We start from the raw sequence: 26,136 nt of genomic DNA, 5'->3' as shown, positions 1-26,136 counted from the left end.
AAACAATTGCATATAATACATAGTAAGAAGAATGAATAGTGATTCATTTTTTAGATATATAGATTGCTATTGTTAATAGATTATATAGATTTGGGGGCCTTCAAAATGAACATACAGGAAAGCTTTGTTACAGTGTTGGATGGATCGGAAATTTATTTGCGTAAGTGGCTGCCGGAAAGTGAAATTCGTGGAATTGTACAGATTGCACATGGTATGACGGAACATGCTGGTGTCTATACAGAATACATTGATGCCTTATTGAAGGCTGGTTATGGTGTATATGCTCATGATCACCGGGGACATGGAAAAACAGCAAAACAAGAAGAGGATTATGGCCATTTCGAACCGAATGTTGGCTGGGATCAAGCTGTTTCTGACATAATCTTTGTATCGGAACTTATTCGTAATGAACATACTTGTCCGCTCTTTTTATTAGGTCACAGTATGGGTTCTTTCTTATCTAGACGTACTGTACAACTTCGTGGTGACCTATATGATGGATTCCTTATTTCTGGGACAGGTGGAAACCCTGGATTTTTAGGTGTACTAGGTCATAAAGTGGCAACGATTGAAATGAAGCTTCGCGGCACAAAAACGAAAAGTCCAATGTTGAACTTTTTGTCATTTGGAAACTTTAATTCCAATTTTAAACCGAATCGGACAAAGTTTGATTGGCTTTCTTCAGATACAAATCAAGTTGATAGATACATAGAAGATCCGTTATGTGGTTTTATTTGTTCAACGAGTTTTTACCGTGAATTATTTAGTGGTATGCTTGAAGTGAATAGACCAGAAGAATATAAAAAAACGCCGAAAGACCTTCCTATACATATTTTTTCCGGAGATCGTGATCCAGTGGGAGATATGGGGAAAGGCGTAAAAGAAGTATACGATATGTATAAAAATTGCGGTGTGAAAGATGTAACACTTCGCCTATATGAAAATGGAAGGCACGAAATGTTCCATGAAGTAAATAGGGATGAAGTATTTCAAGATTTGATTTCTTGGTTAGATGAACATATTATATAAAAAGAAACCTCACTTTTGTTGTAGTGAGGTTTCTTTTTGGGAATTTGGAGGGAAAGCATGAGTGAATTTGTAAATAACGAGTATATAGAAATAGATTTTCGTGATGTTGCTATAAAAGAAGAGGAATTAAAAAATTGTACATTTATAAAGTGTCGTTTTAGAGGTGTAGATGCATCAGAAATTGTAACGGAAAATTGTAATTTCATAGAATGTGACTTCACAGGCGCTCTTTTTAATGCTTCAATTCACCAGGGAAGTACGTTTGCAAATTGTAAATTTTCTGGAGCGAATTTATTTGTTTCTAAGTTTGAGGAATGTAAAATGACGGGTTCTGATTTTGAAGAGGCGAATTTAGATGGAATAACGATTGTATTTGGCGATTGGTCATATACAAATTTAAGATTTGCGAATTTAAGTAAACAAAAATTAAAGGGTATTCGCTTAGTTGAAGCGGATCTTTGTGAATGTAATTTAGAAAAAGCTGATTTACGTGATGTTGATTTAACAGGTGCACAATTAGGAAAAGCGAAGCTTATAGGTACAGATTTAAGAGGAGCTGTAGTGGATAGAATTGACTTTAGAGCATTTGATTTACAGAATGTAAGATTGGATATAACGCAGGCGGTTGCTGTGGCGAGGTGTTATGGAGCGAAGGTAGATTAAAATGATGAGAGAACTCTTACTATGATAAAGTATCAGTAAGGGTTCTTTTTGTAATTTAAAGGAAAGGGAGAGGGAGAAATGGTAGTGAGGAAAGCATTATTAAACGAGGCAAATGAACTAAGTCATATAGCACTAGCATCAAAGGCAACTTGGGATTACAGCGAAGAATTTATACTAGCATGTAAGGAAGATTTAACGATTACGGAAGAGTATATTAAAAATCACTACGTATATATTTTAGAAAATGAAGGAGTGAAAATTGGTTTTTTTTCATTTCAACGAAAAGAAGAAGATGTTCTCGATTTTTTATATTTACATCCAAATTATAAGGGAAAGGGTTATGGTAACATTCTATGGCAAAGTGTCGTAGAAAAAGCAGTTGAATTAGGAATTAAGAGTTTTACAATTGATAGTGATCCAAATGCGAAAGGCTACTACATGAAAATGGGTGCAAAATTGATTGGAGAGACACCTTCAACAGTTTTTAAAGATCGTGTTCTGCCACTTTTGCAATATGATGTATAAAAATGAGTATACATGGGAGATGCTGAAATGGATGGTTTTGAAATCGCACAAATCTACAAGATTTTAATGAAATCTTGGTCACTTGAAACAAGTTCAAAGTGGACGATAGAAAATCCGGCAAAAGGGCAATGTGGTGTAACAGCACTTGTTATACATGATTTGTTTGGAGGGGAAATAAAAAAGACGCAAGTTGGCGAAGATTGGCACTTTTATAATGTTATAAATGGAAAACGATATGATTTTACAGCAACACAATTTTTTGAAGAGATAGCTTATATGGATATGCCTTCTAATAGAGAAGAAGCATTTGCAGACACAAATGATAGGCAATATTATGCTTTAAAACAGAAAATGCATATCTTTATGCAATAGAATTTGTTTGAAGTGAAATATCTTTTGACTCCTAATGTCCAATGAGTTACTATAATGGTGGTAACTTTTTAAAGGGGAACATACTTTATAGAGTCGAGAGGGGAAATACTTTTGAAAACAGCTTATGTAAGCGCTACGATTGCAACGCTAAATGAACAGAATGAAGTGTTTGAAAACGGATATATCATTGTAGAAGATGATAAGATTATAGAAGTACAAAATGGAGAATTTTCTAATCGAAATCAAGTGGATCAAGTGATAGATTTGAAGGGAAAGTGGCTATTTCCAGGTCTTGTGAATACGCATACACATGTTGTGATGAGTCTTTTACGTGGCATTGGTGATGATATGTTATTACAGCCGTGGCTTGAAACAAGAATTTGGCCTCTTGAAAGTCAATTTACGCCAGAGCTTGCTGTTGCTAGTACAGAACTTGGTTTATTAGAAATGGTGAAGAGTGGGACGACAACATTTTCTGATATGTTTAATCCAATTGGTGTAGATCAGGATGCGATTATGGAAACGGTTCGTAATAGTGGAATGCGAGCAGCGGTTTCAAGAACTTTATTTAGTTTTGGAACGAAAGAGGATGAAAAGAAAGCAATTCAAGATGCTGAAAAATATGTAAAACGATATTACAGTGAAAACGGCATGTTAACAACGATGGTTGCTCCTCATAGTCCATATGCATGCTCTACTGAAATGTTAGAAGAGTGTGCGAGAATCGCGGTGGAAAACCATACGATGGTTCACATCCATCTTTCAGAAACAGAGCGTGAAGTACGCGATATTGAAGCGCGATATGGCAAACGTCCTGTAGAATATGCAGCGAGCTGTGGTTTATTTAAGAGACCGACAGTTATTGCACATGGCGTTGTGTTAAATGAAGATGAGCGCGCATTCTTAGCGGAACATGACGTTCGTGTAGCACACAATCCAAATAGCAATTTAAAATTAGGGTCTGGTATAGCGAATGTTAAGGGAATGTTAGAAGCGGGAATAAAAGTTGGTATTGCAACAGATAGCGTTGCATCTAACAATAATTTAGATATGTTTGAGGAGCTTCGAGTTGCAACTTTATTGCAAAAGGGTATTCATAAAGATGCGACTGCATTACCAGTTGAAACAGCTCTTTCACTCGCAACAAAAGGAGCGGCAGAAGTCATTGGGATGAAACAAACAGGTTCCATTGAAGTAGGAAAGTGTGCTGACTTTATTACAATTGATCCATCCAATAAGCCGCATCTACAGCCAGCAGAAGAAGTGTTGTCACACCTTGTGTATGCAGCAAGTGGAAAAGATGTATCTGATGTTGTAATTAATGGAAAACATATTGTGTGGAATGGTGAATGTAAAACATTAGATGAAGAGCGAATTATTTTTGAGGCAAGTCGTTATAAACGAGGATTGAAGATGTAGTTGAAATAGAGGAATTGATAACGAACGCTCCCCTTTTTAATAAAATACAAGAGGGAAGCGTTTTTTTGTGAATTTTATGTGAAACGAATAAATATTCAATAGAATATCACGACTTTATACTGGTCCTTCTGTTATAATATATAACGTTTTATAATATTATTTGAATTTAAGGAGAAAAATTTATGAAGCAGAAAAAGAGTCGCTTACTAATAATTACACTTATCATATCTTTGATTTTATCGGCTTGTAGTAGTACAGCGAATAAAATCGATAAAGAGCCTCAAAAACAAGTGTTAAACGTAACAATATCAGAAGAAATCCCTTCTCTTGATACAGCGAAAGCAATGGATGGTACATCATCACATGTGATGCAAAATATATTTGAAGGATTGTATGTGATGGATAATCAAGACAAGCCCGTACCTGGTGTGGCGAAGTCATTTGAGAAAAGTGAGGATGGGAAAATATATACATTCCATTTGCGTAAAGATGCAAAATGGTCAAATGGGGAATCAGTAACAGCACATGATTTTATTTTTTCTTGGAAACGGACATTGAGTCCTGAAATAGCATCTCAATATGCATACATGCTATTTGATATAAAAAATGCAAACGAAATAAATAAAGGCACATTGACTGCCGATCAATTAGGTGCAAAAGCATTAGATAATTATACGCTAGAAGTACAATTAGATAAGCCTGTTCCGTATTTCTTGCAATTATTAGCACTGCCTATCTATTTACCACAGCATGAATCATTTGTGAAAGAACAAGGAGATCGTTATGGATTAGAACCAGATAATCTTATATATAATGGAGCGTTTGTGTTAGAAAAATGGAAGCATGAACAAGAATTTCAATTGAAGAAAAATGATACACATTGGGATAAAGAAAAAGTGAAGTTAGATGAAATAAACTTTCATATCGTAAAGGACACAATGACAGCTGTAAACTTATATGAATCTGGTACTCTTGACCGTGTACCTATTAATTCTACATTTGTAGACCAATATAAAAACAATAAGGAGCTACATGTGTCAAGTGATCCTGCTATAGCTATGCTTCGCTTTAATGAAGGGAATACTTCACTAGCAAATAAAAAACTTCGGCAATCAATTTCTTTAGCAGTAAATAAAGAAGAGCTTATAAATCACTTTATAAACAACGGTGCATCTCCTGCGCATGGGTTGATTCCAACAGGGTATAAGAATGAAGTAACCGGGAAAGATTTTCGAAAGGAAAATGGGAATATTGCTGATTACGATTTAGAAAAAGCAAAAGAACTTTGGGAAAACGCGAAAAAAGAGCTTGGTACGGAGAATGTTACAGTGGAGTTCTTGACATTTGAGCAAGATAATGCAAAACGTATAGCTGAATATATAAAAGGAGATTTAGAAAAGCATTTACAAGGTTTAACAGTGCAGATTAAACAGCAACCATTTAAGCAAAAATTACAACTAGAACAAACAGGGCAATATGATATATCTATGGTAGTATGGGGACCAGATTACAAAGATCCGATAAATTATTTAGAATTATTTACGACAGATAGCCCTAATAATAAGATGGATTACTCAAATTCTAATTATGATGATCTTATAAAGAAAGCAAAATATGATATTGTACTAGATCAACAAAAAAGATGGAAAGCCTTACAAGAGGCAGAGCGAATAGTATTGGAAGATGCGGCAGTTGCTCCTCTTTATCATACTGGTTCAGCATATATACAGAAGGAGCGTATAAAGGGCATTGAGAAGCATCAATTTGGCGGTGTATACACGTATAAACATGCTTTTATAGCTGAAAAATAAAAATACTGATGTGGAAAAGAGCTAATTGCCTGATACAGAAATATTAGCTCTTTTTTTATTGGTTTTTGAATCATTTTAAAACAAATCTAGAAAAAGCTTTTTCAAGGGAAATGTTGTATTTAAGTTTGAAAATTATATTTTAGTTAAAGTAAAGGGATTGTGTTATTCTTTCTATTAAACAGATTTTAGTAAAGAATAAACGTTTGTATCATGTGGAATCCCGTTTTGATACATATAATTTTGTAGAACTCCTTCTTTTTTAAACCCTAGTTTTGTTAACAATTTATTGGATGATTCATTTTCAAGAAAAACAATCGCTCCAATACGTGTTAAATGAAGTGTATGAAAACCATATGATATAACTTGAGAGACCGCTTCAGTAGCATATCCATTTCTCCATTGCTCAGGGAAAAGTGCATAACTTATGTTAGCTCTTTTATGTTCAGAAGACCAATCGTGAAAACCGATTGTTCCAATAATGCCTTTCGTCCCCTTTAGTTCAATTCCCCATTTTATACCATGTTTTTCATTGTAACTTTCTGCAAAATTTCTAATGATTTGTTTTACCTGATCTATACTTTTTAATGGATTTTGACCATAGTAACGTAATACATCTGTATTAGAAAAGCAATTTAATATACTTTGTGCATCAGATTCTGTAAGTTCTCTCAAAATGAGTCGTTCTGTTTCTAATATCGGAAACATTTTTCCACTCCTTTTTGTATAAAATTAAAATCTATTTATTATTCTACATTAAAATCAGTAAATAATGAATTTTAAAAATATAGAGAAACAATTATAAGAAGAACTTTGGAAATTTGCTAAAAAAATGAAGCTTCTCTTTTACTACGTGTTAATATAGTTTTGTGGAATATATTTCAAATAAAATTAAAGAGGATGGACTATGAAACAGCATTCTATATTAATCGTAGATGATGACACAGATATTGTTCAATTAATTGAAGTGCACTTGAAACAAGACGGTTTTAAAGTTTTTAGAGCTTATAATGGGGTAGAGGCATTAGATATTTTAGATTCGAATGACATTCAGCTGACTATTCTTGATATTATGATGCCAGCTATGGATGGTATTGAAGTATGCCGAAGAATAAGGGAGCAATATAATATTCCTGTTATGTTCTTAAGTGCAAAAACGACGGAAATAGATAAGGTTATTGGACTAAGCACAGGGGCAGATGATTATATAACGAAACCATTTAGTATGATGGAGCTCGTAGCACGGGTGAAGGCACAATTAAGAAGATATACCTATTTCAATCAAGTTCCAAGTGAAGTACATAAAAACAAAATTCAAATTAGAGGTTTGGAAATAGATGAATTATCTAGAAAAGTGCTGCTTTATGGAAAATCAATTAATCTCACAAAAACAGAATATGATATATTGCATCTTATGGCTAAAAATAGAAATCGAGTATTCACATTAGAAGAAATATATGAAAGTATTTGGAGAGAAAGAGCGCATGAAAGCAATAATACTGTCATGGTTCATATTGCAAGGTTAAGAAACAAGATAGAAGAGGATCCAAAGAAATCAACAATTATACAAAATGTTTGGGGAGTCGGTTATAAAATTGAAGACTAAATTATTGCAAGGGATTAGGGTGAAATTTTTTCTTGTTTTTATAAGTAGTATTTTATTCTCTACTATTTGTATTATAGTATTCCAAAGTTTGGTTGGAAATATCTATGGGGATGTTGCGAGATTTGAAGAAGAGTATTCTTTTATTTATTTTGTTATTTTTCTTATTTTAACTTCGCTCTTTTTCCTACTATTATCAAAGAATATGATGAAAAGATTGGAGCAAATCAATCAGGGTGTGAATCAGATAAGCAAAGGTAATTTAGAAGTACATATACCCACAATAAAAAATGATGAGATTGGAGAATTAGCAACAAATATTAATGGAATGGTAGAAAATTTAAATGAATCAATTGAAAAAGAAAAAAAATCGCAAGAAATGAAAAATGAAATGATTCATAATATCTCTCATGATTTACGGACGCCCGTAACATCTTTAATCGGTTATGTTGATTTAGTGGAAAGTAAGCTTCATTCCAACATAGAGGAATGCGATCAGTATGTGGCAGTACTAAAGCGAAAAAGTTATGAGTTGAAAAATCAAATAGATGATCTACTAGAATATTGTCATATAAACTATAAGGAAATCCAGCTATATAAAGAAATAGTAGAAGTTAAACCATTAATAGAACAAATCATGATTGATTTTGTACCGCAATTAGATGAGGAAAAGATGCATTTTGACATTGAGTGTAAACAAACTGTACAAATTGAAGTAGATATGAAATTAATGATAAGGCTAATGCAAAATGTAATCAGTAATAGTATTTTATATGGAAAATCTGGAAAGAAAATCGTTATTGAAATGTTAGTTGAAAACATGAATGTCCAAATAAAAATAAAAAATTATGGGCAATCCATTTCAAGCAAAGACCTTCCATATCTATTTGAAAAATTTTATCGTGGAGAGAAATCAAGGAATGCTCATACTGGTGGAAAAGGAATGGGGCTTGCGATTGCTAAAAGTATTGCTCAGATCCATGAAGGTGATATAACAGTATGTAGTAGTAATAAGGAAACAACATTTACAATCATTTTACCTGTATATAAAAAAGAATCGTAAGAAAGTCGTAAGTATTTCTTTCATATGTCGTAAAGTCTGTTTTGTATCATAGCGAATGAAGATATGAAAACGGAGGATATAATATGTGGAAGAAAATTATACTTACTATTTTTGTTGCAATTTTGTTGATAGGTTGGAGCTTAATTTATGTAGCTAGGGGCATTGTATCTATCTTTGCTTGGTGGGGAATACAAGCTTTTAGTTTCTTTTCTATCGTTATTTTAATCATCACAATGACTACAATTATTTGGAATTGGTTTTTTAGAGGCCATATAGATAAAACAATTATTTTTATTTTTGTTTTATCTATAGTTGGAGCTTGGCCAGCATGTTGGTTTGTCGGGATAGGACAAATCGCTTACCCAGCAGATGTTCATTCTGCAACTCCAAAAGCAACGATTCGTCTTCCATTGAATCAAACTGCATTAGTAGGATGGGGAGGAAATCGACTTGAAACGAATTATCACGCTTGGGCACCAAATCAACGTTGGGCATATGATTTTCTCGTTCCACCAGCGGGAATAAAAAGCTCAAAATTAGAAGATTACGGTATATATGGGGCAGAGGTAGTAGCGCCGGCTTCTGGAACAGTTATATCGATTAAGAATGATGAACGTGACTTGAAACCAGGAACTGGCGATTTTGATTCTATGACGGGTAATCACATATATTTACGCTTAGATGAAACAGGAACATATCTTATCTTTGCTCATTTGAAGAAAGGATCGGTACGAGTAAAGGAAGGACAACATGTAACAGAAGGCGCAATCATTGCACAAGTTGGAAACTCAGGGAATTCAAGTGAGCCACATTTACATATTCATCATCAACGGCAAGATCCATCCAAGACGAGCATGTTTCTTTCGGAAGGCTTACCGTTATATTTTCGGGATATTGATGGGCACGCTATGCCAGAAGGTGGTATTCGTGTGAAAAATGGAAATGCGGTACCAATAGGTGATGTGATTTCACCTTTAACCTAAAATAAATCCCCTTTGTTTAAGCAGAGGGGATTTATCATGGCATCTTATAAAATAAAAATCAAAAACATAATAGCTTTATTGTCCAGTAAATGTTTGATACAGTAAGAAAATATTTAAAGCAATAACGAGCCCAGCAATTAACCAGGCAATTGCGTTTGTAATGCGATGATTCACTAGTACACCCATAATTTTTTTGCTACTTGTAAACATAATAAGAGGTACTAATGCAAATGCGATTCCAAATGATAATACAACTTGACTCATAACAAGAGCGTAAGTTGGATTCACACCTAAAGCGATAATAACAAGAGGCGGGATCATTGTAATAAATCGTCTTACATATAAAGGAATATGCATGCGGATAAATCCTTGCATAATAATATCACCAGACATTGTACCGACGGAAGAACTAGATAAACCAGCAACCAACAATCCAATTCCGAAAAGGCTGGCTGATACAGGTCCAACTAAATTGCTAAATTCATTAAAAGCAACGTCTAAATCTTCAACATGTAATCCGTTTTTGAAGAACAAGGCAGCTGCTACGATTAGCATACTTGCGTTAATTGCTCCAGCAATCACCATTGCAATAATGATATCAATGAATTCAAAGCGAAAAATCTTTTTGCGCTGTTCATCTGTTGTTCCAACTACGCGGCGCTGCGTTAAAGCAGAATGTAGATAAATTGCATGTGGCATTACTGTTGCACCTAAAATCCCAGCTGCAAGTAAAATACTATCTACACCCTGAAATTTAGGGATAAATAGTCCCGAAAGAAGGGGACTTAGTTCTGGTTTCGCATAAAACATTTGTACACCAAATGCAACAACAACAATAAAGACCATCCCTGTAATAACAGCTTCTAATGGGCGGAAGCCTCTGCGCTGAAATTCAAGAATAATGAATGATCCGATTGATGTGATTAAAGCAGCAGGTAACATTGGAATGCCAAATAGCAAATATAATCCTAAAGCAGCACCGATAAACTCGGCTAAATCAGTAGCCATAATAACGAGTTCACCCTGTATCCATAAACCAATTGAAACGGGTTTTGGGAAATGTTCGCGAGCAACTTCTGGAAGATTTTTACCAGTAGCAATCCCGAGTTTCGCTGATAGAGACTGAATTAAAACGGCCATTAAATTGGAAGCGAGAATTACCCAAAGTAGTAAATAACCATATTGTGATCCAGCTGCAATATTTGTAGCGAAGTTCCCTGGATCAATATAAGCAACAGATGCGATGAATGCAGGTCCTAGAAAAGGTAATAATTTTTTTAGTCCCTTTGTTTCACCACTTAAAGCTAGATGAGCAGATTGAACGGTTGTACTTTGAGAAGGGACATGTTCATCTTTTGTTATATTTTTATTCATAGTAGTTTTCCCCTTTAGTTTCTTAGCATGATGCAATTATTGTATTTATTCTTACTATCTATTTCAATACATTTAGATGTTTTAGTTGATTTTTTTATTTGAACACAAATGTTTCCTTAATGCAAATTATATGACTGTGTGCAATAAAAGGTGTACTTGAAATAACTATGTAATAAAAATAAATAAATAGCTAACATACAGTTATAACTTTTGGGATTGTAGGAAAATTAACCTATAATATGGAATGGAAAAGGCTGTTTTTTAATTGTAAAATAGGGATTACAGCATATTAATTGCTGGAAACCAATTTGTATGTTATATAATATATTGGGATTACATCACAATTCTATTGGATTGTGATGTAATCTCGTTTTTCATTTGCGTTAACTTATAGGAAAACATTGTAAATAGGAGAAAGTTATTTGAACAATAGTTAACATATCTTTTCTTATTCTTATATGTTCCGATATGATCGTTAACTTATACATGATTTTAAAATATCGAATTAGATAGGTGGTAAAAATAAAATGTCAAATACAAAACCATACAGAGTGTTACTGTACTACATGTACACTACAATTGAGAATCCGGAAGAATTTGCTGCTCAGCATTTAGAATTTTGTAATTCACTTGAGTTAAAAGGAAGAATTCTTGTAGCAGAAGAGGGGATTAACGGAACTGCTTCAGGTACTGTTGAACAAACAGAGAAATATATGGAAGCAATGAAGAACGATTCACGTTTTGATGGAATCGTGTTTAAAGTGGATGAAGCTGATGAACATGCGTTCAAAAAAATGCATGTGCGCCCTCGTTCAGAGCTTGTTACACTTCGTTTAGAAGATGATATCAATCCGAAAGAAACAACAGGTAAGTATTTAGAACCAAAAGAGTTTTGTGAAGCAATGAAGGAAGAAAATACAGTTATCATAGATGCAAGAAATGATTATGAATATGAGCTAGGGCATTTTAGAGGCGCGATTAAACCTGATATTAAATCATTCCGCGAACTACCAGATTGGATTGATGAAAATAAGGAAATGTTCGAAGGTAAAAAGATTTTAACATATTGTACAGGTGGTATTCGCTGTGAGAAGTTTTCAGGCTGGTTAGTGCGTGAAGGCTTTGAGGATGTAAGTCAGCTTCACGGCGGGATTGTAACGTACGGAAAAGACCCTGAAGTGCAAGGTGAACTATGGGATGGACAATGTTACGTATTCGATGAGCGTATTGGTGTACCAGTAAACCAAAAAGAACATGTTATTGTTGGGAAAGACCACTTTACAAAAGAACCATGTGAGCGCTATGTAAATTGTGCAAATCCAGAATGTAACAAACAAATCTTATGCTCGGAAGAAAATGAAGAGAAATATTTACGTGCATGTTCACATGACTGCCGTGTACACCCGCGCAATCGTTATGTAAAAGAGCATGAATTAACAGAAGAGCAAGTGGCTATCGCATTAGAAAAAATTGAAGAAGAAAATAAAGTGAAATTAGGATAATCGTTCACTTTCATAAAAAACGGATCTTATCGCAAAAGATAGGATCCGTTTTTTTTAATCGTTTTAACCGAGAAGCCCCTCTCCTCTAATAAAAGTGAAGGGGAGGGTAGTTCACTTCTATATTAGATAATGAAAAAAATTACACATTGCTTGTTTGAAACAGCTTGCTTATATAAATCCTTAATTTCTAAAAAGTAACTATAGGTATATTCTAATATTTCATCCGGGTCATCACCTTCAACAAGTGGATAAAGCTGTTCATCCATTAATTCTTGAAAGTTGTACATGTTGTTGAAATCAGATTCACTTAAATCTTTTATTGCAGAATAGGTCTCTTCGACTTCACTAGCTGTAAGGTAAAACGTACCGAGAGAATCGTTATCTATGATGGAATCATTAAGCGGTACGACATGTCCAAGCGGTGGTTCGCCTCCGCCAATCTCACCACATAAAATATAATGAAGTAACTGCCATGACTTATCGATATCTAAATCAGATTCTCTAAAATAAATATCTAACTCGTTATTTTTGATTTTACTTAATTCCTCATCTGTAACTAATATATACTGTCCAATCATCCCCATAATAGCCAGCTCCTCTAAAACTTTTGAATTTAGTATATCATTTTTAATCCCACATTAACGAGCAGTAGAACTCGATAGTATCAAAAAGCCTTATTATATCAGTGTTTGTAGCATGTTTATTATTAACTAGCCCCAAAATAAGCCCCACTTTCTGCTAAACTCTGGCTAAATAACTCTACTGACATGGATTCCATTTTCTTTAATACATGGCCATAAATCATTTGTGGGGTATTCCCTAAACGTTCGGCAATTACTTTCACATTTAAACCTTGATTTAATAATATGGTGCAATGTGTGTGACGTAATCCATGTATTGTTATTGAAGGGAGATTTGTTTTATTTAATACTCTTCTAAATGCATAAAGAACACTGCTATCTGTTATGGGTTTCCCGGTTTGATATGATGTAAATATAAAAGAATCATCTTGTAGCTTGTATCCAAAAGATAGCATTATTTCCATGCACCATTTTCGGTATATCTTCAATTGAGTTACTAATACATCATCGATTAAAATGGTTCTATAACTATTTTTCGTTTTGGGTGAGCGTATACCTTTATTATCTCTGGTACGTTCAATATTAATTGTTTTATTATCAAAGTCGATGTTTTTCCACTGCAATCCACAGGCTTCTCCTCTTCGAATTCCTGTGTATGCAACCGTTAATAAAAATGTATAATTTGTGGTGTTTTCTTCACGTTTAGCTACTTTTAAAAATTCAACTAATTGCTCAGGCGTGAAGTAATTATTATTTTCTTCTTTAACAGTTTCTTGGCTTGAAAGTTTAATTTTTGTAAAACGATTACGAGATAATATTTCATCTTCCACAGCTGCGTTAATAGCAATCTTGAATAGGGTGTGAAATAAATGAACTATACTTGGCTTGTATCTCTTTTCAAGTACATTCAAAAATTCTCTTTTATATGTGGTTCTATCCAATGTTTGCAATTTATAATGCCCAAGTAATGGCTTCATTTGTAAGCGAATAGCCATTTCACGTTGTGCTCTAGAGGTTGGTTTCCAACTGTTTTTATGAGTGCTATACCAAATATCCAACCATTCTCCAATGGTCATTTGATCATGTTCGACTTGCTTAGATTCACCACGTATTGTAGCAGCTTTCACTTCTAAAAGAGATTTGAGAGCTGCTTTTTCTGATTTAAATCCACTTTTTTCTTCTCTTTTCTTTTCCCTGTGTTGTCATAATATTTGTGACGATACATCCACAGTTTTTCATTCTTTGTATTGAAATAATAGTATATTTCAGGTTCTTTTGCCGATTTATGCAACTTCACTATTACCATTCCTTTCATTGCTTTGGCTGGCGTATGCATAGGAATGGATAAGTGTTAATTAATACTATTTATCTTTGGCAAAATCAGATGAATCTTGATTTAAAAATGCAAACATATTATTAAAACCATCGTATTTTTTCTCCATTTCTTCATTTGAAGGGTAATTTACTTCAAGTTTTTCAAATAACACATCTAACATTTTTATAGCTAGTTCTTTGTGTGCTTTACTCAATGATTTACCGTTAAAGTAAACATCACTTTGTTCTAGAACCTCTTTTACATCTGGGTAATGGAGTCTACGAAATTCTTCCACATCAAAATCTTTATTTTGTCTTTCAAAATATGCTTCTTCTTCCTCAGGTGTCATTAAATCAAAAGGATTTACATTTCTTCTTTGCTGTATTCCAGTCAAGTTAAGTTTTAGTTTTGCTATGCGTTTTTCTAGGCGAATTTTCCTCGCGTTTAAATTCTTTTTTTCTTCTTCAGAATCACATTGTTTCAGTTTGTTTTCAATTGTATTCAATTCGTTAACAGTCATTAGATAGGATACTTCGTCAAATGATGCTTTTTCTTCTTGGGTTAAACTTACATCTTCTTCTTTTATATATCCTGCTTTTATCATTAATTCAGTATATCCAACATCTAATACAGTAGCTAGTTTTTGGAGGATTTCAGGAGAAGCATTTCTTTTTCCTAACTCAATTTGAGATAGATAGGGATGCGATAAACCTATCTTTTCTCCCAAATCAGTTAAAGTTAAACCTTGTTCTTTTCTATAATTTCGAATTAATTTTCCAAATTCAATATTTTCCATATGGTCAACTCCCTCTTGAGTTACATTATCCTATAATATTTTAACAAATTGCAACATAAAAATAAAATACGTTGCAATTAGTAACAATAGGTGTTAATATAATGTTGCAAACAGCAACAAAAACAAATTATGTTTTGAATTGTAACAATAAAGGAGGAGAAACATGGAAAAAATAACATTAACCGTAAAAGAGGTCGCAGAATTATTAGGTGTTTCTTTAACAACCGTATATTCACTGGCTCGTATGGGAGAAATACCTCATGCAAGAATTAAAGGGAAAATCCTTTTTCATCGTCCAACTGTCGAGGCATGGTTAATTAATGGAGCTATGCAAAGCTATGAAAAAGTAGAAGCGTAATTTAATTGATAAATAGAAAGAGGTGTAAATAGTGATTCCTGCAAATGTGCAAGTAAATATTGATGAGAAGGCAATCAAAGAATACATATTGCAGCAGATAGATCAACAACTTCATGAAACACTATTAATGGTTGATCTTGAAAGATTAGTAGTCATTACATCTATGAGTAAAAGATTCCTAGAGGATGAGATTTTATCTGATCCAAGAATGCGGGTCATTGAACGACGTCGTAATAGAAAACGTTGGTGGTTTTATAAGCAAGCTCTCAAAGTGATAACAGAAATTGTAGATGAATGGTAAACAATAACGCTTTGGCTGGCGTATGCATAGGAAAAAATATCAGGGATTTGTTGGTCAGATGGTCGAGCGGACCGAAAATAAATGCAATGTTGATACAAAGTAGGAGGTGAATACATATGAATGGGATCCTATCGGCAAGTAAGATTATGACAGCTGCACAAGTAAGAGAAATGTGTGCTGAAATGAAAAATAATCCAGCAGTAATGTTTGTAGTTGAATTAGAAGCAAAGCAAAAATTACGTGAAATGAATAGTAAATAAGGAGAGAAGAAATATGGATCAATTAGTAGCAGTCAATGAACAACCAAATTTATCAGGTTTAACACAAAAAAGGAGTTGGTTAGATTCCAAAGATGGTTCTTATGAAAAAAGTACTTTGAAAAAATTCACTCATGAACTTGATCATGAATTAGGGTCACTTGGTCTTAGTGTCTCAACTCTAGAGGATGTAGAAATTCTGTTAGGGCACCTATTAGAAAATATCAATGCAGCAGCACACAAAGGTGAAGAAATGTATTATTTTCGTGAATTTCACAGGAAACTTAGGGTGTATTGGCGTCTTCTCAATCATACGATGAATGAATTAAATAAAGAATATGAAAGAGTAGATGAAATTAAAGATGGATTATTTCAAGAGGTAGTGAAGGCTAGTGGTAAAAAACAATAAAAAAAGATATATGAACCGTCAATTCATATATCTTCAAGAACAATTATTTATCCACTTATATTTTAACATCAAGTTTCTGGAAGAGCAATAGGAGGTGAAATGTATGCTCGATAACTTTAATAATATACCGACAGAATTGAAAAACACTTCTAATTGGGTCTTGTGGAAAGCTGAAGTACGAAATGGTAAATCAACAAAAGTTCCCTTCAGAATTAATGGATCAATGGCCCAATCAAACAATCAAAAGACATGGTCTACTTTTGAAGAAGTTGTGGAAGTGTATCAGCGAGGTGGATATAACGGAATAGGATTCATGTTTTCGAAGGATGATTCATTTGTAGGGGTTGATATAGACCATTGCATTCAGGATGGAGATTTATCTGAATTAGCACAGGAAATTATGAATATTGTTCCAAGTTACACTGAATACTCTCCAAGTGGAGAAGGGATTCATATTATAGCAAAAGGAAAGCTACCCTTGAGAGGAGTAGGTACAGGTAAGAAAAATCCTAATATTGGCCTTGAGATATATCGGCATGGTCGTTATTTTACCTTTACTGGAAACAGGATAAATAATCATCCTGTGGAGGAATCTACTGAAAAATTAAAAGTTCTTTTTCAAAAATATATAGAAAAGAAGGAAGTACCTACAGCATCAAAAGTACCTTCTGTTTCAAGGAAAAGTAACATAAGTCATCTCTCTAATTCAGAACTATGGGAGAGAATGTTTAACAGTAAGAATGGTGAAGCTATTCGAGATTTATTTTGTGGAGTACTCATAAACGCTGACCATTCTTCCACAGATATGGCCTTATGTAATCATTTAGCATTTTGGACGGATAAAGATGCTGCAAAGATGGATTCGATGTTCAGGGAGTCTGCATTAATGCGTGATAAATGGGACAAGCAGCACTCTAGTGATGGAAATACATATGGGCAAATAACAATCGATAAGGCAATCGAATCTACCCACAGTTCTGTTTCTGATTATAACCATAGTTCCGATTACAACCGAAATAATGATGTTCATTATTTGGTAAATGAACAAGGTGAAACAACGGTTATAAAAAAAGGCTCATGGTGGAGCGAAAATAATGGAAGGACTAGTTTTTTACATCATATCATGGTTGAGTACATTTTACAGGAAAATAAAATTGTGCGTTTTCCAAATGAAGATGGTGATATCTATGTTTACAACAAAGCTACTGGAATATATGAACTTGATAAAACGTGTAGGAAATTACGTTCACTCGTTCGTGATGCAGAGATATTAAAAAGAAATCAAGTGCGTGAAGTACAAGAATACATTATGGACATGTCACCAGTAGTAAATGAAGAATCCAAGAATTATATAGCAGTAGAAAATGGTTTATTGCATCTTGATAGTATGGAATTTAAAGAGTTTACACCAGAGGTATTTGTAACCAAAAAGATACCAACAAAATATAATTCAAAGGCTTTTGATTCATTTGTTGAAAGAACGCTGATGAAAGTATCTGATGGACATTTACCTACTATCAAAAATATTCATGAAATGTTTGGAGCGGTTTTGTATCCAACCCTGTTAGTTCCGAAAATGTTTTATTTGTATGGACGTAGTGCCCATAACGGGAAATCCACCGTTTTATATATGATACAGAAGACGTTCAATTCTGGGGAGAACATATCAGCGATAAGTCCGCAGAAATTGGTGGAAAATGCCTTCGCGGGTAGTAGCATTTATGGGAAATTGGCAAATATCGTAGATGATCAACCCGATGAGGTAATACGTGATAGTGGAACATTAAAAACTATCATTACAGGTGGATATGTCGACATCGAATATAAAGGAAAGGGCAGTCAAACAGTACAAATGAATACGGTATGTATTACAGCTAGTAATCACTATCCTAATTTCAGAGAACATGGCAATCAGATTAATAAACGACTGCATATTTTACCGTTTGATCATAATTTTATGAACGACCCAGACCGTATATCCGAAATGGAAAGCATGAAACAACTTGAAACAGTAAGGGCAAGGGAATACGTCTTGAAATTGGCTGTAGATGCAATAAAGGACATGAAGCAACGCACAGTTGATATTTTAACATACAACGAGAAGGCGGAAGAAGCGAAACAGAACTTTATGGAATACAATGATCCACTTGCCGACTTCTTTTTTGAATACGATAAACAATTTTTTGAAGGAGTCAGAGGGACGGATGCTTTAAAGGCATATGACGAGTGGTGTAAAGATAATCATATTCAATATCCATTAGATCAAAAACGATTCAAAGATGCTGTTTGTGCTAAGTACGGTATGGAGTGGAAAGACAAAAAAGTAAAAATAAATGGTACATCAAAAACAGTGAAGGGGTTTAAGGCAAAACCAGCAACTTATTAGCAACTAGCTTGAGCCTTAGAGCCATAAGAGGTTGAGCTGTTTGTGTTGCGTAATCAGCAACCTTTCAGCAACCAGCTTGAGCCTTAGAGTCGTAAGGGTTTGAAGTGTTCCGGTTGCTAGTTTATAGATATATTAAATTAAAAATGTATTTATGTAGATAACAAATATATTTATTAAATCATTTTGTGGGATAAATGCACGAACGGAGATATGGTAAACGGCAACCAGCAACCAAATATGTACAGGCTTTAGAGCCATAAGGGATGAACAAGGTTGCTGAAAGGTTGCTGCAGTTTCTAAAACCAGCAACAAAAAAATGGAGATGAGTAAATGACAACTAAAAATAGAAAAGTTCCAATCGTACTAGCAATAGAAAGAGACGCATCAGGAAACCTTAGTACATGGTGTCAATACTGTAGAAAGTTTCATCATCATGGAACAGGTGAAGGACACAGGGATGCGCATTGTATAGAGGAAGATAGTCCTTATATTCGTACAGGCTATGTCCTTAAAAAAATGAAACTATCGGGTAAAGAGGTTGTTACAAAGAGTAAAACTAAGTAGGTGATATGTGATTGGTTTGCCTAAAAGATTATCAAAGTTTAGAAGAAGATATTGCTTACTGGGAATACAAGTTAGATAGAATGCATGCTGAATTGAAACGTCAGAGTGATTGGGATAAAGATATATTACTAATCGATCCAGACAATGAGGAAACAGAAAAGATAATGAATCAACTTAAGAAGGAGCTCACATCTAAGAAAGAACAATTGCAATAGCTTGTTGATTTAGTGAGTAAGTTCAAAGGATTAGAAAACAAGATACTTAAGATGAAATACATTGATGGTATGAAGTTAGAAAGAATAGCTGAGGAATTAAATTATAGTCCTAGCTATATTAATCTTAAGCATGCTGAGATTATGAGACGAATTAAGTTTGTTGAGAGATTAAAGTCAGAAGAATAGAGAACTGTGGAAGCTATTGAAATGAACGATTTATCATAATCCCCCCTATCAAAAATAAAAGACATGCATGCTTTGGGAGATAGGGGAGAGGGAGGCACGTGTGCACCTCGGAAAGATTTTTAAAAAATAAAAGGGGGTGTTTTACTATAAAAAGAGCTAGAAACATAGTTATATCAAGGGTTTGGGGCTTGTCACATTATCTGTCACACAGTTTAGAATACAACAAATGTGACAAGTGAAAAATCCCTATAAATCCATTCATATCAAGGATTGGAGGCTTGTTGTACTTCATTTGTTGTACTACCAACATTATTGAAAAAAGTGGGGATGTTATACCTTTATTTTGTCGATAATTATCGAATTTAACTAAAAAGGAGGTGTGGAAAATGATAGGGAATTGTTTGCAATCTATCCTCGATAAATTAAGTGAAAAGGAACGATCCAAATTAGATAAGCTTATTCAAAAGTACAATACTGCAGTTGAAGAGGGAGATCCTGTACATCATCAACTGTGTATGGAACTAGTCGAAGCATATCAAAATATTAAATCGGAACAGGATAAATAATAGTTTTATAGCAAAGGTAATAGATCATTAAATTTATTGAAAGGAGGTGTAAAAAAATGATTAGACATTATGAAAGTGCATCTAAATTCCACGAATCTAGAGATATGACGGAATTAAAAAATCTAATAAAAAGAAGAAAAGGCCAGGTTTGGGAAAGACGAAACGGAGTATGGAGACAGCTAGACAAACGGGAGCAGCTACTTAAGCAAATCGATAATATGTTAGTGAAATTTAAATAAGTACAAAAAAGCATAGGTTGTTCTGGACCAACAGCCTATGCTCAATCAAAAAACAAAATACAAGGAGAATTATATCATGACTACAACAATTAAAAATAATAAAGAAATTCGTTCAGCTTTTGCAAATTATGTGACAGGTAATATAAGTGAAAAAGAAGCTCGTTCATTAGGGTTATCTGTTTCAAATAGTGGAAAAGCATTTATTCCAAAAGCTATTGCTAATGAAATTATTAGTTATGTTGAAGAGGAAAACTTACTAAGAAAATATGGAAAAGTAGTTACAGTTGATGGAAATCTAGGGTACCCAGTTTTGACTGAGGAATCAAATATCAACGTTGAAGTTCATTCAGAAGAACGTGATAACGAAAATGAGATTGAAGTGAATAGTATCGGGTTAAATGCAGATGTTTTATCTCCTGTGGAATTTGATTCTATTTCAAGGATAAAAAGAAAATTGTTGAAGTTAAGTGGTGGAGAAGTTAGTTTAGCGGATTTAATTGTGGAATTAATGAAGAAAGAGTATCTAAAAAAAGAAATTGATTACATGTTTAATGGAAATAATGCAGGTGCTTTTAACCCTGGATCATTGCTAAATAGAGCAAAAGTATTTACACCAACTCAAACTGAACCGGTAGCAATCATTAAAGAATTAAAAAATAAACCATCTACTAACGTAATTAACAAGGCAAGATGGATTGTAAACAAAGCAGCTCTTGAATACGTCGAAGATTTAAAGTTACCAAATGGGGAACGGGCTTTAAAAACAATTGATCGTGTGGATGGTGGAGTAAGCTACATGTTAATAGGATTTCCACTGGATTGTACAGATGCAGTGAAAGGATCAGTAGATTCATCGGCAGTATTTTACTTTGGGGACTTTGCATCCTTCGTTATTCAGGAAAATTCAGATGGATTGGAAATTGAAGTTATGAAGGAAATGTATACGAATGTTAATGAAGTAGGATTGAAATTATACAACCTTCTTGATGGAAAGTTAATCTATTCAGAGGTAGAACCAACTGTGTATCGTTTGGAGATTAAATAGTTTGACTATATTTGCAAGTATGGTGTGATTTTTAGGGATATTGATGTGAAATTGATATCCCTTTTAATTTAAAAAAAGAATGTTATTGACTATTTTCAAAAATATAAGTTTATAGGTTGACGTTTTTTGAATAAAATGTAAAAATAAGAAGACGAAATATTAAAGGATGGGAGTGTCGTCTTTGCCTTTTAAACTGAATGTTAATGGAGATAGTATCAGACAAATCATTCAAAGGATTCAAGCGTCGTTGTATAAGGCTAATGATAGATTAGAAACTGATTATGGATTTAACAATGGTCATGGGATGGCAAAATGGAGTTTTATATATTCTCATCAAATTGGGAACGATACAGAAGAGTTTACTTCATTTAAAACTAAGAGGAATGGCTGGAAAGTTGCAGGACTTGTTGATACAACAACTAAAACTTTATTTTTCTTTTTGTCACAGAAAAATCTTGAGGCTAGGCAACAAGGAAAGATAAGATCTAAAGCGATGTATTACATTTCTGCATTGTCAGGGGTATGTAATGTGAATTTTGAGGAAAAATTAGATTTTAATCAGAGAAGAGAGATCCAGATAAGTTGGGATTTGGCTTACGATGAGGATGAGGCTCGTCAAATACATGAAGAAATGCTTCGGGTATGTCCTTGTGAAATTGAACAATTTTGTGTAATTAGTCTTGATATGAGAGGCTATGAATTAAAATCCGTTAAGGCTAATATATTAAATGAAAATTTAGATACGCTTTATGAAGAGGATTGGAGTGACTTTATTACTGTTGCTTCTAATGATGATAGTGATAAGGACGACAAACAACAAGAGCAAGAACAGCATGATATGACGGTTTCGCTGAAGAAAAAGCAAAAGCAAACATCTGAATAAAATCGCGCTCTTCTCATAGAAAGAAAGGGATTTTTCAAGATGATCACATCTAAATTTAATGGTGAAAGATTGAAATTAGCTAGGCGCTTTAATGCAATGAGTTTATTGGATTTAGCGGAAAAGCTTTCAATATCTAAACAAATGATTTCTAAGTATGAAAAAAATATTAGTCCACCTAGTGGGGAAGTCATGCTCCAATTGGAAGGAGTATTAGGTTTCCCAAGAAAGTTTTACTTCGAAGATGACACTGTTACAGATAAAGTAGGTAATGCTTATTTTAGAGCACTTGCTAAAACTTTGAAGAAAGATCTTGAGGCTCAGAAATTAAGATTAGACTTTCTTTCAATTATTTATCAGCTTATTAATGAGTATATTGATTTGCCTAAAGAAAACTTACCTACTTTAGATATAGATAATATGAGCATAGAAGAAATGGCTGTACAAGCTAGGGAGTTTTGGGGACTAGGAGATAAGCCGATTAAAAATATGGTGGAGCTCTTAGAGATAAATGGAATAATTGTTTCTACCTCAAGAATAAATGTTTCTGAAATTGATGCATATACACAGACAAGGAAAATAAATGGTTCAGATGTTTATTTTGTAGTATTAGGTAATGATAAAGGGAGTAGATATAGAAGGCAGTTTGATGCAGCTCATGAGCTTGCTCACATACTGATCCATGAACCTTACCTTGACTTATCTACATTGTCCAAGGATGAGGAAAGAGAAATGGAACAGCAGGCCAATGATTTTGCTAGTGCATTTCTACTCCCAAAAGAACCTTTTATTAGAGATGTTAGTATGTTTCCGATTGATCTAGACCATTATGTCTTTATGAAGAAGAAGTGGCATGTTTCTGTGGGAGTAATGGTTAGAAGAGCATACAATTTAGGGGTAATCACTTTCAATCAATATTCGTATCTGCAAAGACAAATGAGTAAAAATGGTTGGAGAAAAAAAGAACCATTAGACGGACAATCCAAGCCTACAAGCCCAGTTTTAATTAAAAAGTCAATTCTTGCATTGCTTGAAAATAATGTCTTTGATGGTAATAGCATTTTAGAAGAACTTTCAAATGAGTATCAATTAAGCCTACGTGAAGATATGTTTGAGGCATTGACGGGTTTAGAAGAAGGTACACTGTCTAGATTTAGAAGTGATAGTTCTAATGTAGTATTAGCACTGAAAAGAAATGCTAGATCGAATAAAACAGTATAACTGGACTATGCTAACGTAGCTGTAGTCTTTAAAGGACACTGAATGATTGATGAAAATTATTCAGTGTTCTATTTTTGTTAATTTTTGAACTTTTTATTAAGGAGAAATCATAGTTTTAGATTAATATAATAATGTAAATGAGGAGATGTTTAAATGGTGACCAACATTACCAACTACATTATGATTAATTGTGGAGGGACGTTTTGATGAGTAACGAGCAACAGAAAAATGAACAAGTTGTGCAGATAATACAGAAAGAAAAAGCTATTAATGATATGGATGTATTTTATGAATTGAAACGAAGAGTTGACTTAACTAGAAGAGCAAGAATAAAAGCTTCAGCTAGATTGAGAGAAAGGCATGAATTCTTTGAGAAGGTGTCATATTTGTATTCTGTAGTTATTTTAGCTTTATCGGTATGGTTTATTACTGGAAACGATGGTTCAACAAAAATTTTATTGATAGCGTCTTTATCGTTAACATTCTTTACTATGTTTTTAGGGGTCAAGAATTATAAAGAACGTGCTAGTAATTTTGAAAATAATTATCAGCAGTTAAATGCATTGTTAAATAAGTTACAACGATTAGAAGCTGATTCAGATTCAATTAATCAGGACAAGCTAAAGGAACTTCATAGAGATTTTGAAAAATTAATTTTAGAAAAGGAAAACCATATCGATATTGATTATATAACTTGTAACTCTGAACACGAATTAAGGTATCAAAATAAAATAATGATTTATAAATTGAAAGATGGTTTTGTGAGATATACATTACTTATCTTGCCGTTGATAGTACTGATAATATCTTTGTATTTGAGTAAATGATAATTAGTTTTTTAGCATTCCTTATGGAATGCTTTTTATTAAGTGAAGATTATAATATAGAGAACTATTTTTTAAATTGAATAGTGAAGGAGAGATAATACTTTGGATAAACTTATAAAAGAAATTATGAGCAGTTTGGATAATAAAAATTATCTATCTGCTTTAGCTTTAACACTTACACTACCTGATATTTGTGGGAAAATCGAAAATCCTGACAAGGGAGTGAGAGAAAGATATACTAAATGGTATAACGAACATATATATAAATACGAATGGCCTGATGAAATTAAGGATTTAGATAAGTTTAATGGTGATGCCGTTTATAAGTTGCGTTGCAACCTTCTTCATGATGGATCAAGTGATATCAGAGAACATATGAAAAAACAACATAATCAAAAAGAGTCCAAGAATTTTGTTTTCGAGTTAACAGATACTATGACTTCCTACAGTAAGTCTTTGGAAGACAGTGAAGATGATTGTAGTATAAGAATTAGAATAGGAATAATCGATTTTTGTCGCAAGGTGTGTTTAGTTGCCGAGAATTTTTATAATAAAAACTTGAAACAAGATATTTTCAATAATATTATTATATCTGATGATCTATATAAGATTTTGCGGCTTAATGCTTCAAATGAAGCGTAGGAATACAAATAATCAATAGTTATATAAGGTCACGTTTAAATAACGTGGCTTTTTATTATGCAATAAAGGGGAATTACAATTATCATGTTTTATACTAAGCTGTAGCTTTTAAAGGTATAAACAGAATTCAAAACGAACTTATCCAGATTCAAAATGAAAGGGGGAGTTGCTTTTATGGAACGTAAGAAACCTACAATATTGGATAACCCACCAAGCAAGGAAACAGCATTAAAAATGGCAGAGTTTTTTATGAAAACATCAGTACCTCGTATATTAGCGGCTGAAAAAGCGGAGAGGGAGGCTAAAAAAATTAGGGTAGAGGAAAAGAGAGAGGGATGATAAAGATAATTAAAATATGCTAATTGATTTTCTTATTTTGTTTACACTTATCTATTCCTATACACACGCCAGCCTTATAATTATTTGCCCCAAATTAGCCCCACTTGGCCCCAGGGACATTCTTTTTTATTCCTTATTTTGCATTGTTAATGATAAATAAAAAAGCCTAGGCCCCTTGATAAACAAGGTTCCTAAGGCTTTTAATACTACTCTTTGCAGAGTACCGAGATTAACGAGAGTAAGACTCAACCTTAAGATACAAAGAGAAACGAGGAAGATAGGTGGGGTCTTACTGCTCGTAAAAGCTCGATTCGTTCAACTAATAATCAGTGAGGGATGAAGAAACCTCCCACTGATTAAAGTTTCACTTTATCATTTTAACCGAGAAGACCCCCTCCTCTAAACGAAGTGAAGGTGGGGGTCTTCTCGATTTTTTCTTTTTAAAGAAAACGTCTCTTTTTTGTAGAACGTATGTTTGTTTCGGTGTATAATGATCTTATCAAATAAAATGAGGTGAGAACAGGTGAAGAAAGCGTATTTTTCGAAACGGATCTATAAGATAGATGTACCGCATGAAATGGTAGATGCATTGGCAGAGACAATCGAAACATGTAATCAGGCGAAGCGCTTTGCGTTTCAAATGATTGTTCGGGAAAAACGTTGGAACC

General features: G+C 33.6%; 28 protein-coding genes and 2 pseudogenes. 25 read left to right on the top strand and 5 right to left on the bottom strand.

All coding sequences use genetic code 11. The features are described from left to right. The first annotated feature begins 105 nt into the window (after window positions 1–105). The 6 genes from C564_RS0120740 to C564_RS0120715 all read left to right on the top strand — a co-directional run bounded on the left by C564_RS0120740 (window position 106) and on the right by C564_RS0120715 (window position 5,819). Complete coding sequence (locus tag C564_RS0120740; RefSeq protein WP_003206786.1) at window positions 106–1,029, top strand: alpha/beta fold hydrolase; 924 nt, start codon at window positions 106–108, stop codon at window positions 1,027–1,029. 57 nt (window positions 1,030–1,086) lie between these two features. Next, complete coding sequence (locus tag C564_RS0120735) at window positions 1,087–1,692, top strand: pentapeptide repeat-containing protein (RefSeq protein WP_018766671.1); 606 nt, start codon at window positions 1,087–1,089, stop codon at window positions 1,690–1,692. A gap of 78 nt (window positions 1,693–1,770) precedes the next feature. Beyond that, window positions 1,771–2,217: a GNAT family N-acetyltransferase gene (locus C564_RS0120730; RefSeq protein ID WP_003202739.1), complete on the top strand. Its 447-nt coding sequence runs from the start codon at window positions 1,771–1,773 to the stop codon at window positions 2,215–2,217. A gap of 27 nt (window positions 2,218–2,244) precedes the next feature. After that, the gene (locus tag C564_RS0120725) at window positions 2,245–2,589 is read left to right on the top strand and encodes a YunG family protein (RefSeq protein ID WP_018766670.1); all 345 of its coding nucleotides are present in this window, start codon (window positions 2,245–2,247) and stop codon (window positions 2,587–2,589) included. A gap of 111 nt (window positions 2,590–2,700) precedes the next feature. After that, window positions 2,701–4,008, top strand: coding sequence for a bifunctional S-methyl-5'-thioadenosine deaminase/S-adenosylhomocysteine deaminase (locus tag C564_RS0120720; protein ID WP_018766669.1), 1,308 nt, complete (start codon window positions 2,701–2,703; stop codon window positions 4,006–4,008). A 182-nt stretch (window positions 4,009–4,190) separates the two neighbouring features. Next, entirely contained in the window at window positions 4,191–5,819 is a 1,629-nt protein-coding gene (locus C564_RS0120715) for a peptide ABC transporter substrate-binding protein (RefSeq protein WP_018766668.1), read from the top strand. 174 nt (window positions 5,820–5,993) lie between these two features. Here the strand turns inward: C564_RS0120715 and C564_RS0120710 are convergent, their stop codons facing one another. Next, window positions 5,994–6,524 (bottom strand): GNAT family N-acetyltransferase, encoded by a 531-nt coding sequence (locus C564_RS0120710; protein ID WP_018766667.1) that lies wholly within the window; start codon window positions 6,522–6,524, stop codon window positions 5,994–5,996. A gap of 199 nt (window positions 6,525–6,723) precedes the next feature. On the opposite strand from C564_RS0120710, the gene C564_RS0120705 reads away from it, so the two are divergent. From C564_RS0120705 to C564_RS0120695, 3 genes are all read left to right on the top strand, one after another. Continuing rightward, window positions 6,724–7,422, top strand: coding sequence for a response regulator transcription factor (locus C564_RS0120705; RefSeq protein WP_003202744.1), 699 nt, complete (start codon window positions 6,724–6,726; stop codon window positions 7,420–7,422). After that, the gene (locus C564_RS0120700; protein ID WP_081621504.1) at window positions 7,388–8,482 is read left to right on the top strand and encodes a sensor histidine kinase; all 1,095 of its coding nucleotides are present in this window, start codon (window positions 7,388–7,390) and stop codon (window positions 8,480–8,482) included. The genes C564_RS0120705 and C564_RS0120700 overlap by 35 nt, the downstream gene beginning before the upstream one ends. Window positions 8,483–8,565: 83 nt before the next feature. Continuing rightward, entirely contained in the window at window positions 8,566–9,465 is a 900-nt protein-coding gene (locus C564_RS0120695; RefSeq protein WP_018766665.1) for a M23 family metallopeptidase, read from the top strand. A gap of 75 nt (window positions 9,466–9,540) precedes the next feature. Here the strand turns inward: C564_RS0120695 and C564_RS0120690 are convergent, their stop codons facing one another. After that, window positions 9,541–10,839, bottom strand: a complete 1,299-nt coding sequence (locus tag C564_RS0120690) for an Nramp family divalent metal transporter (RefSeq protein ID WP_018766664.1) — start codon at window positions 10,837–10,839, stop codon at window positions 9,541–9,543. Window positions 10,840–11,366: 527 nt separating this feature from the next. Between C564_RS0120690 and trhO the strand changes: the two genes are divergently transcribed. Further along, complete coding sequence (gene trhO, locus C564_RS0120685; RefSeq protein WP_018766663.1) at window positions 11,367–12,341, top strand: oxygen-dependent tRNA uridine(34) hydroxylase TrhO; 975 nt, start codon at window positions 11,367–11,369, stop codon at window positions 12,339–12,341. Between the two features lie 122 nt (window positions 12,342–12,463). Here trhO and C564_RS0120680 read toward each other — a convergent pair whose 3' ends face one another. The 3 genes and pseudogenes from C564_RS0120680 to C564_RS0120670 form a co-directional block, all read right to left on the bottom strand. Next, a complete protein-coding gene (locus C564_RS0120680; protein ID WP_018766662.1) occupies window positions 12,464–12,925 on the bottom strand; it encodes a YfbM family protein in 462 nt (153 codons plus the stop codon). Between the two features lie 122 nt (window positions 12,926–13,047). Continuing rightward, window positions 13,048–14,258, bottom strand: a pseudogene (locus C564_RS33665) (tyrosine-type recombinase/integrase). A 25-nt stretch (window positions 14,259–14,283) separates the two neighbouring features. Continuing rightward, complete coding sequence (locus C564_RS0120670) at window positions 14,284–15,033, bottom strand: helix-turn-helix domain-containing protein (protein ID WP_018766661.1); 750 nt, start codon at window positions 15,031–15,033, stop codon at window positions 14,284–14,286. A gap of 163 nt (window positions 15,034–15,196) precedes the next feature. Here C564_RS0120670 and C564_RS0120665 point away from each other — a divergent pair, with 163 nt between their 5' ends. The 15 genes and pseudogenes from C564_RS0120665 (at window position 15,197) to C564_RS36880 (ending at window position 25,468) form a co-directional block, all read left to right on the top strand. Continuing rightward, window positions 15,197–15,391 (top strand): helix-turn-helix domain-containing protein, encoded by a 195-nt coding sequence (locus tag C564_RS0120665; protein ID WP_018766660.1) that lies wholly within the window; start codon window positions 15,197–15,199, stop codon window positions 15,389–15,391. Window positions 15,392–15,422: 31 nt separating this feature from the next. Continuing rightward, window positions 15,423–15,692 carry a hypothetical protein gene (locus tag C564_RS0120660; protein WP_018766659.1) on the top strand — a complete coding sequence of 90 codons (270 nt, stop codon included), beginning with the start codon at window positions 15,423–15,425 and terminating at the stop codon, window positions 15,690–15,692. A gap of 116 nt (window positions 15,693–15,808) precedes the next feature. Next, a complete protein-coding gene (locus C564_RS36265) occupies window positions 15,809–15,952 on the top strand; it encodes a hypothetical protein (RefSeq protein WP_018766658.1) in 144 nt (47 codons plus the stop codon). Between the two features lie 13 nt (window positions 15,953–15,965). Beyond that, window positions 15,966–16,358, top strand: coding sequence for a hypothetical protein (locus C564_RS0120650; protein WP_018766657.1), 393 nt, complete (start codon window positions 15,966–15,968; stop codon window positions 16,356–16,358). A gap of 103 nt (window positions 16,359–16,461) precedes the next feature. After that, on the top strand, window positions 16,462–18,744 hold the full coding sequence (locus tag C564_RS0120645) for a phage/plasmid primase, P4 family (RefSeq protein ID WP_018766656.1): 2,283 nt from the start codon (window positions 16,462–16,464) through the stop codon (window positions 18,742–18,744). Window positions 18,745–19,074: 330 nt separating this feature from the next. Beyond that, window positions 19,075–19,308 (top strand): hypothetical protein, encoded by a 234-nt coding sequence (locus C564_RS0120640; protein ID WP_018766655.1) that lies wholly within the window; start codon window positions 19,075–19,077, stop codon window positions 19,306–19,308. An 11-nt stretch (window positions 19,309–19,319) separates the two neighbouring features. Beyond that, window positions 19,320–19,709, top strand: a pseudogene (locus tag C564_RS36260) (sigma-70 family RNA polymerase sigma factor). A 386-nt stretch (window positions 19,710–20,095) separates the two neighbouring features. Beyond that, a complete protein-coding gene (locus C564_RS0120625; protein WP_018766652.1) occupies window positions 20,096–20,275 on the top strand; it encodes a hypothetical protein in 180 nt (59 codons plus the stop codon). 56 nt (window positions 20,276–20,331) lie between these two features. Beyond that, complete coding sequence (locus C564_RS0120620) at window positions 20,332–20,514, top strand: hypothetical protein (protein WP_018766651.1); 183 nt, start codon at window positions 20,332–20,334, stop codon at window positions 20,512–20,514. A 76-nt stretch (window positions 20,515–20,590) separates the two neighbouring features. Next, on the top strand, window positions 20,591–21,559 hold the full coding sequence (locus C564_RS0120615; RefSeq protein WP_018766650.1) for a phage major capsid protein: 969 nt from the start codon (window positions 20,591–20,593) through the stop codon (window positions 21,557–21,559). Between the two features lie 181 nt (window positions 21,560–21,740). After that, complete coding sequence (locus C564_RS0120610) at window positions 21,741–22,442, top strand: DUF5986 family protein (protein ID WP_018766649.1); 702 nt, start codon at window positions 21,741–21,743, stop codon at window positions 22,440–22,442. A gap of 39 nt (window positions 22,443–22,481) precedes the next feature. Further along, window positions 22,482–23,660 carry an XRE family transcriptional regulator gene (locus tag C564_RS0120605; RefSeq protein WP_018766648.1) on the top strand — a complete coding sequence of 393 codons (1,179 nt, stop codon included), beginning with the start codon at window positions 22,482–22,484 and terminating at the stop codon, window positions 23,658–23,660. Between the two features lie 206 nt (window positions 23,661–23,866). Beyond that, entirely contained in the window at window positions 23,867–24,487 is a 621-nt protein-coding gene (locus tag C564_RS0120600) for an SLATT domain-containing protein (RefSeq protein WP_018766647.1), read from the top strand. Between the two features lie 102 nt (window positions 24,488–24,589). Continuing rightward, window positions 24,590–25,129, top strand: a complete 540-nt coding sequence (locus C564_RS0120595; protein ID WP_018766646.1) for a hypothetical protein — start codon at window positions 24,590–24,592, stop codon at window positions 25,127–25,129. Window positions 25,130–25,303: 174 nt separating this feature from the next. After that, complete coding sequence (locus C564_RS36880; RefSeq protein ID WP_018766645.1) at window positions 25,304–25,468, top strand: hypothetical protein; 165 nt, start codon at window positions 25,304–25,306, stop codon at window positions 25,466–25,468. The last annotated feature ends 668 nt before the right edge of the window (window positions 25,469–26,136 follow it).

The organism is Bacillus sp. 105MF (assembly GCF_000374885.1).
Taxonomy (GTDB): domain Bacteria; phylum Bacillota; class Bacilli; order Bacillales; family Bacillaceae_G; genus Bacillus_A; species Bacillus_A pseudomycoides.
The sequence above is the reverse complement of the archived record's forward strand: the minus strand, read 5'-3'. Positions and strand labels throughout refer to the sequence as shown.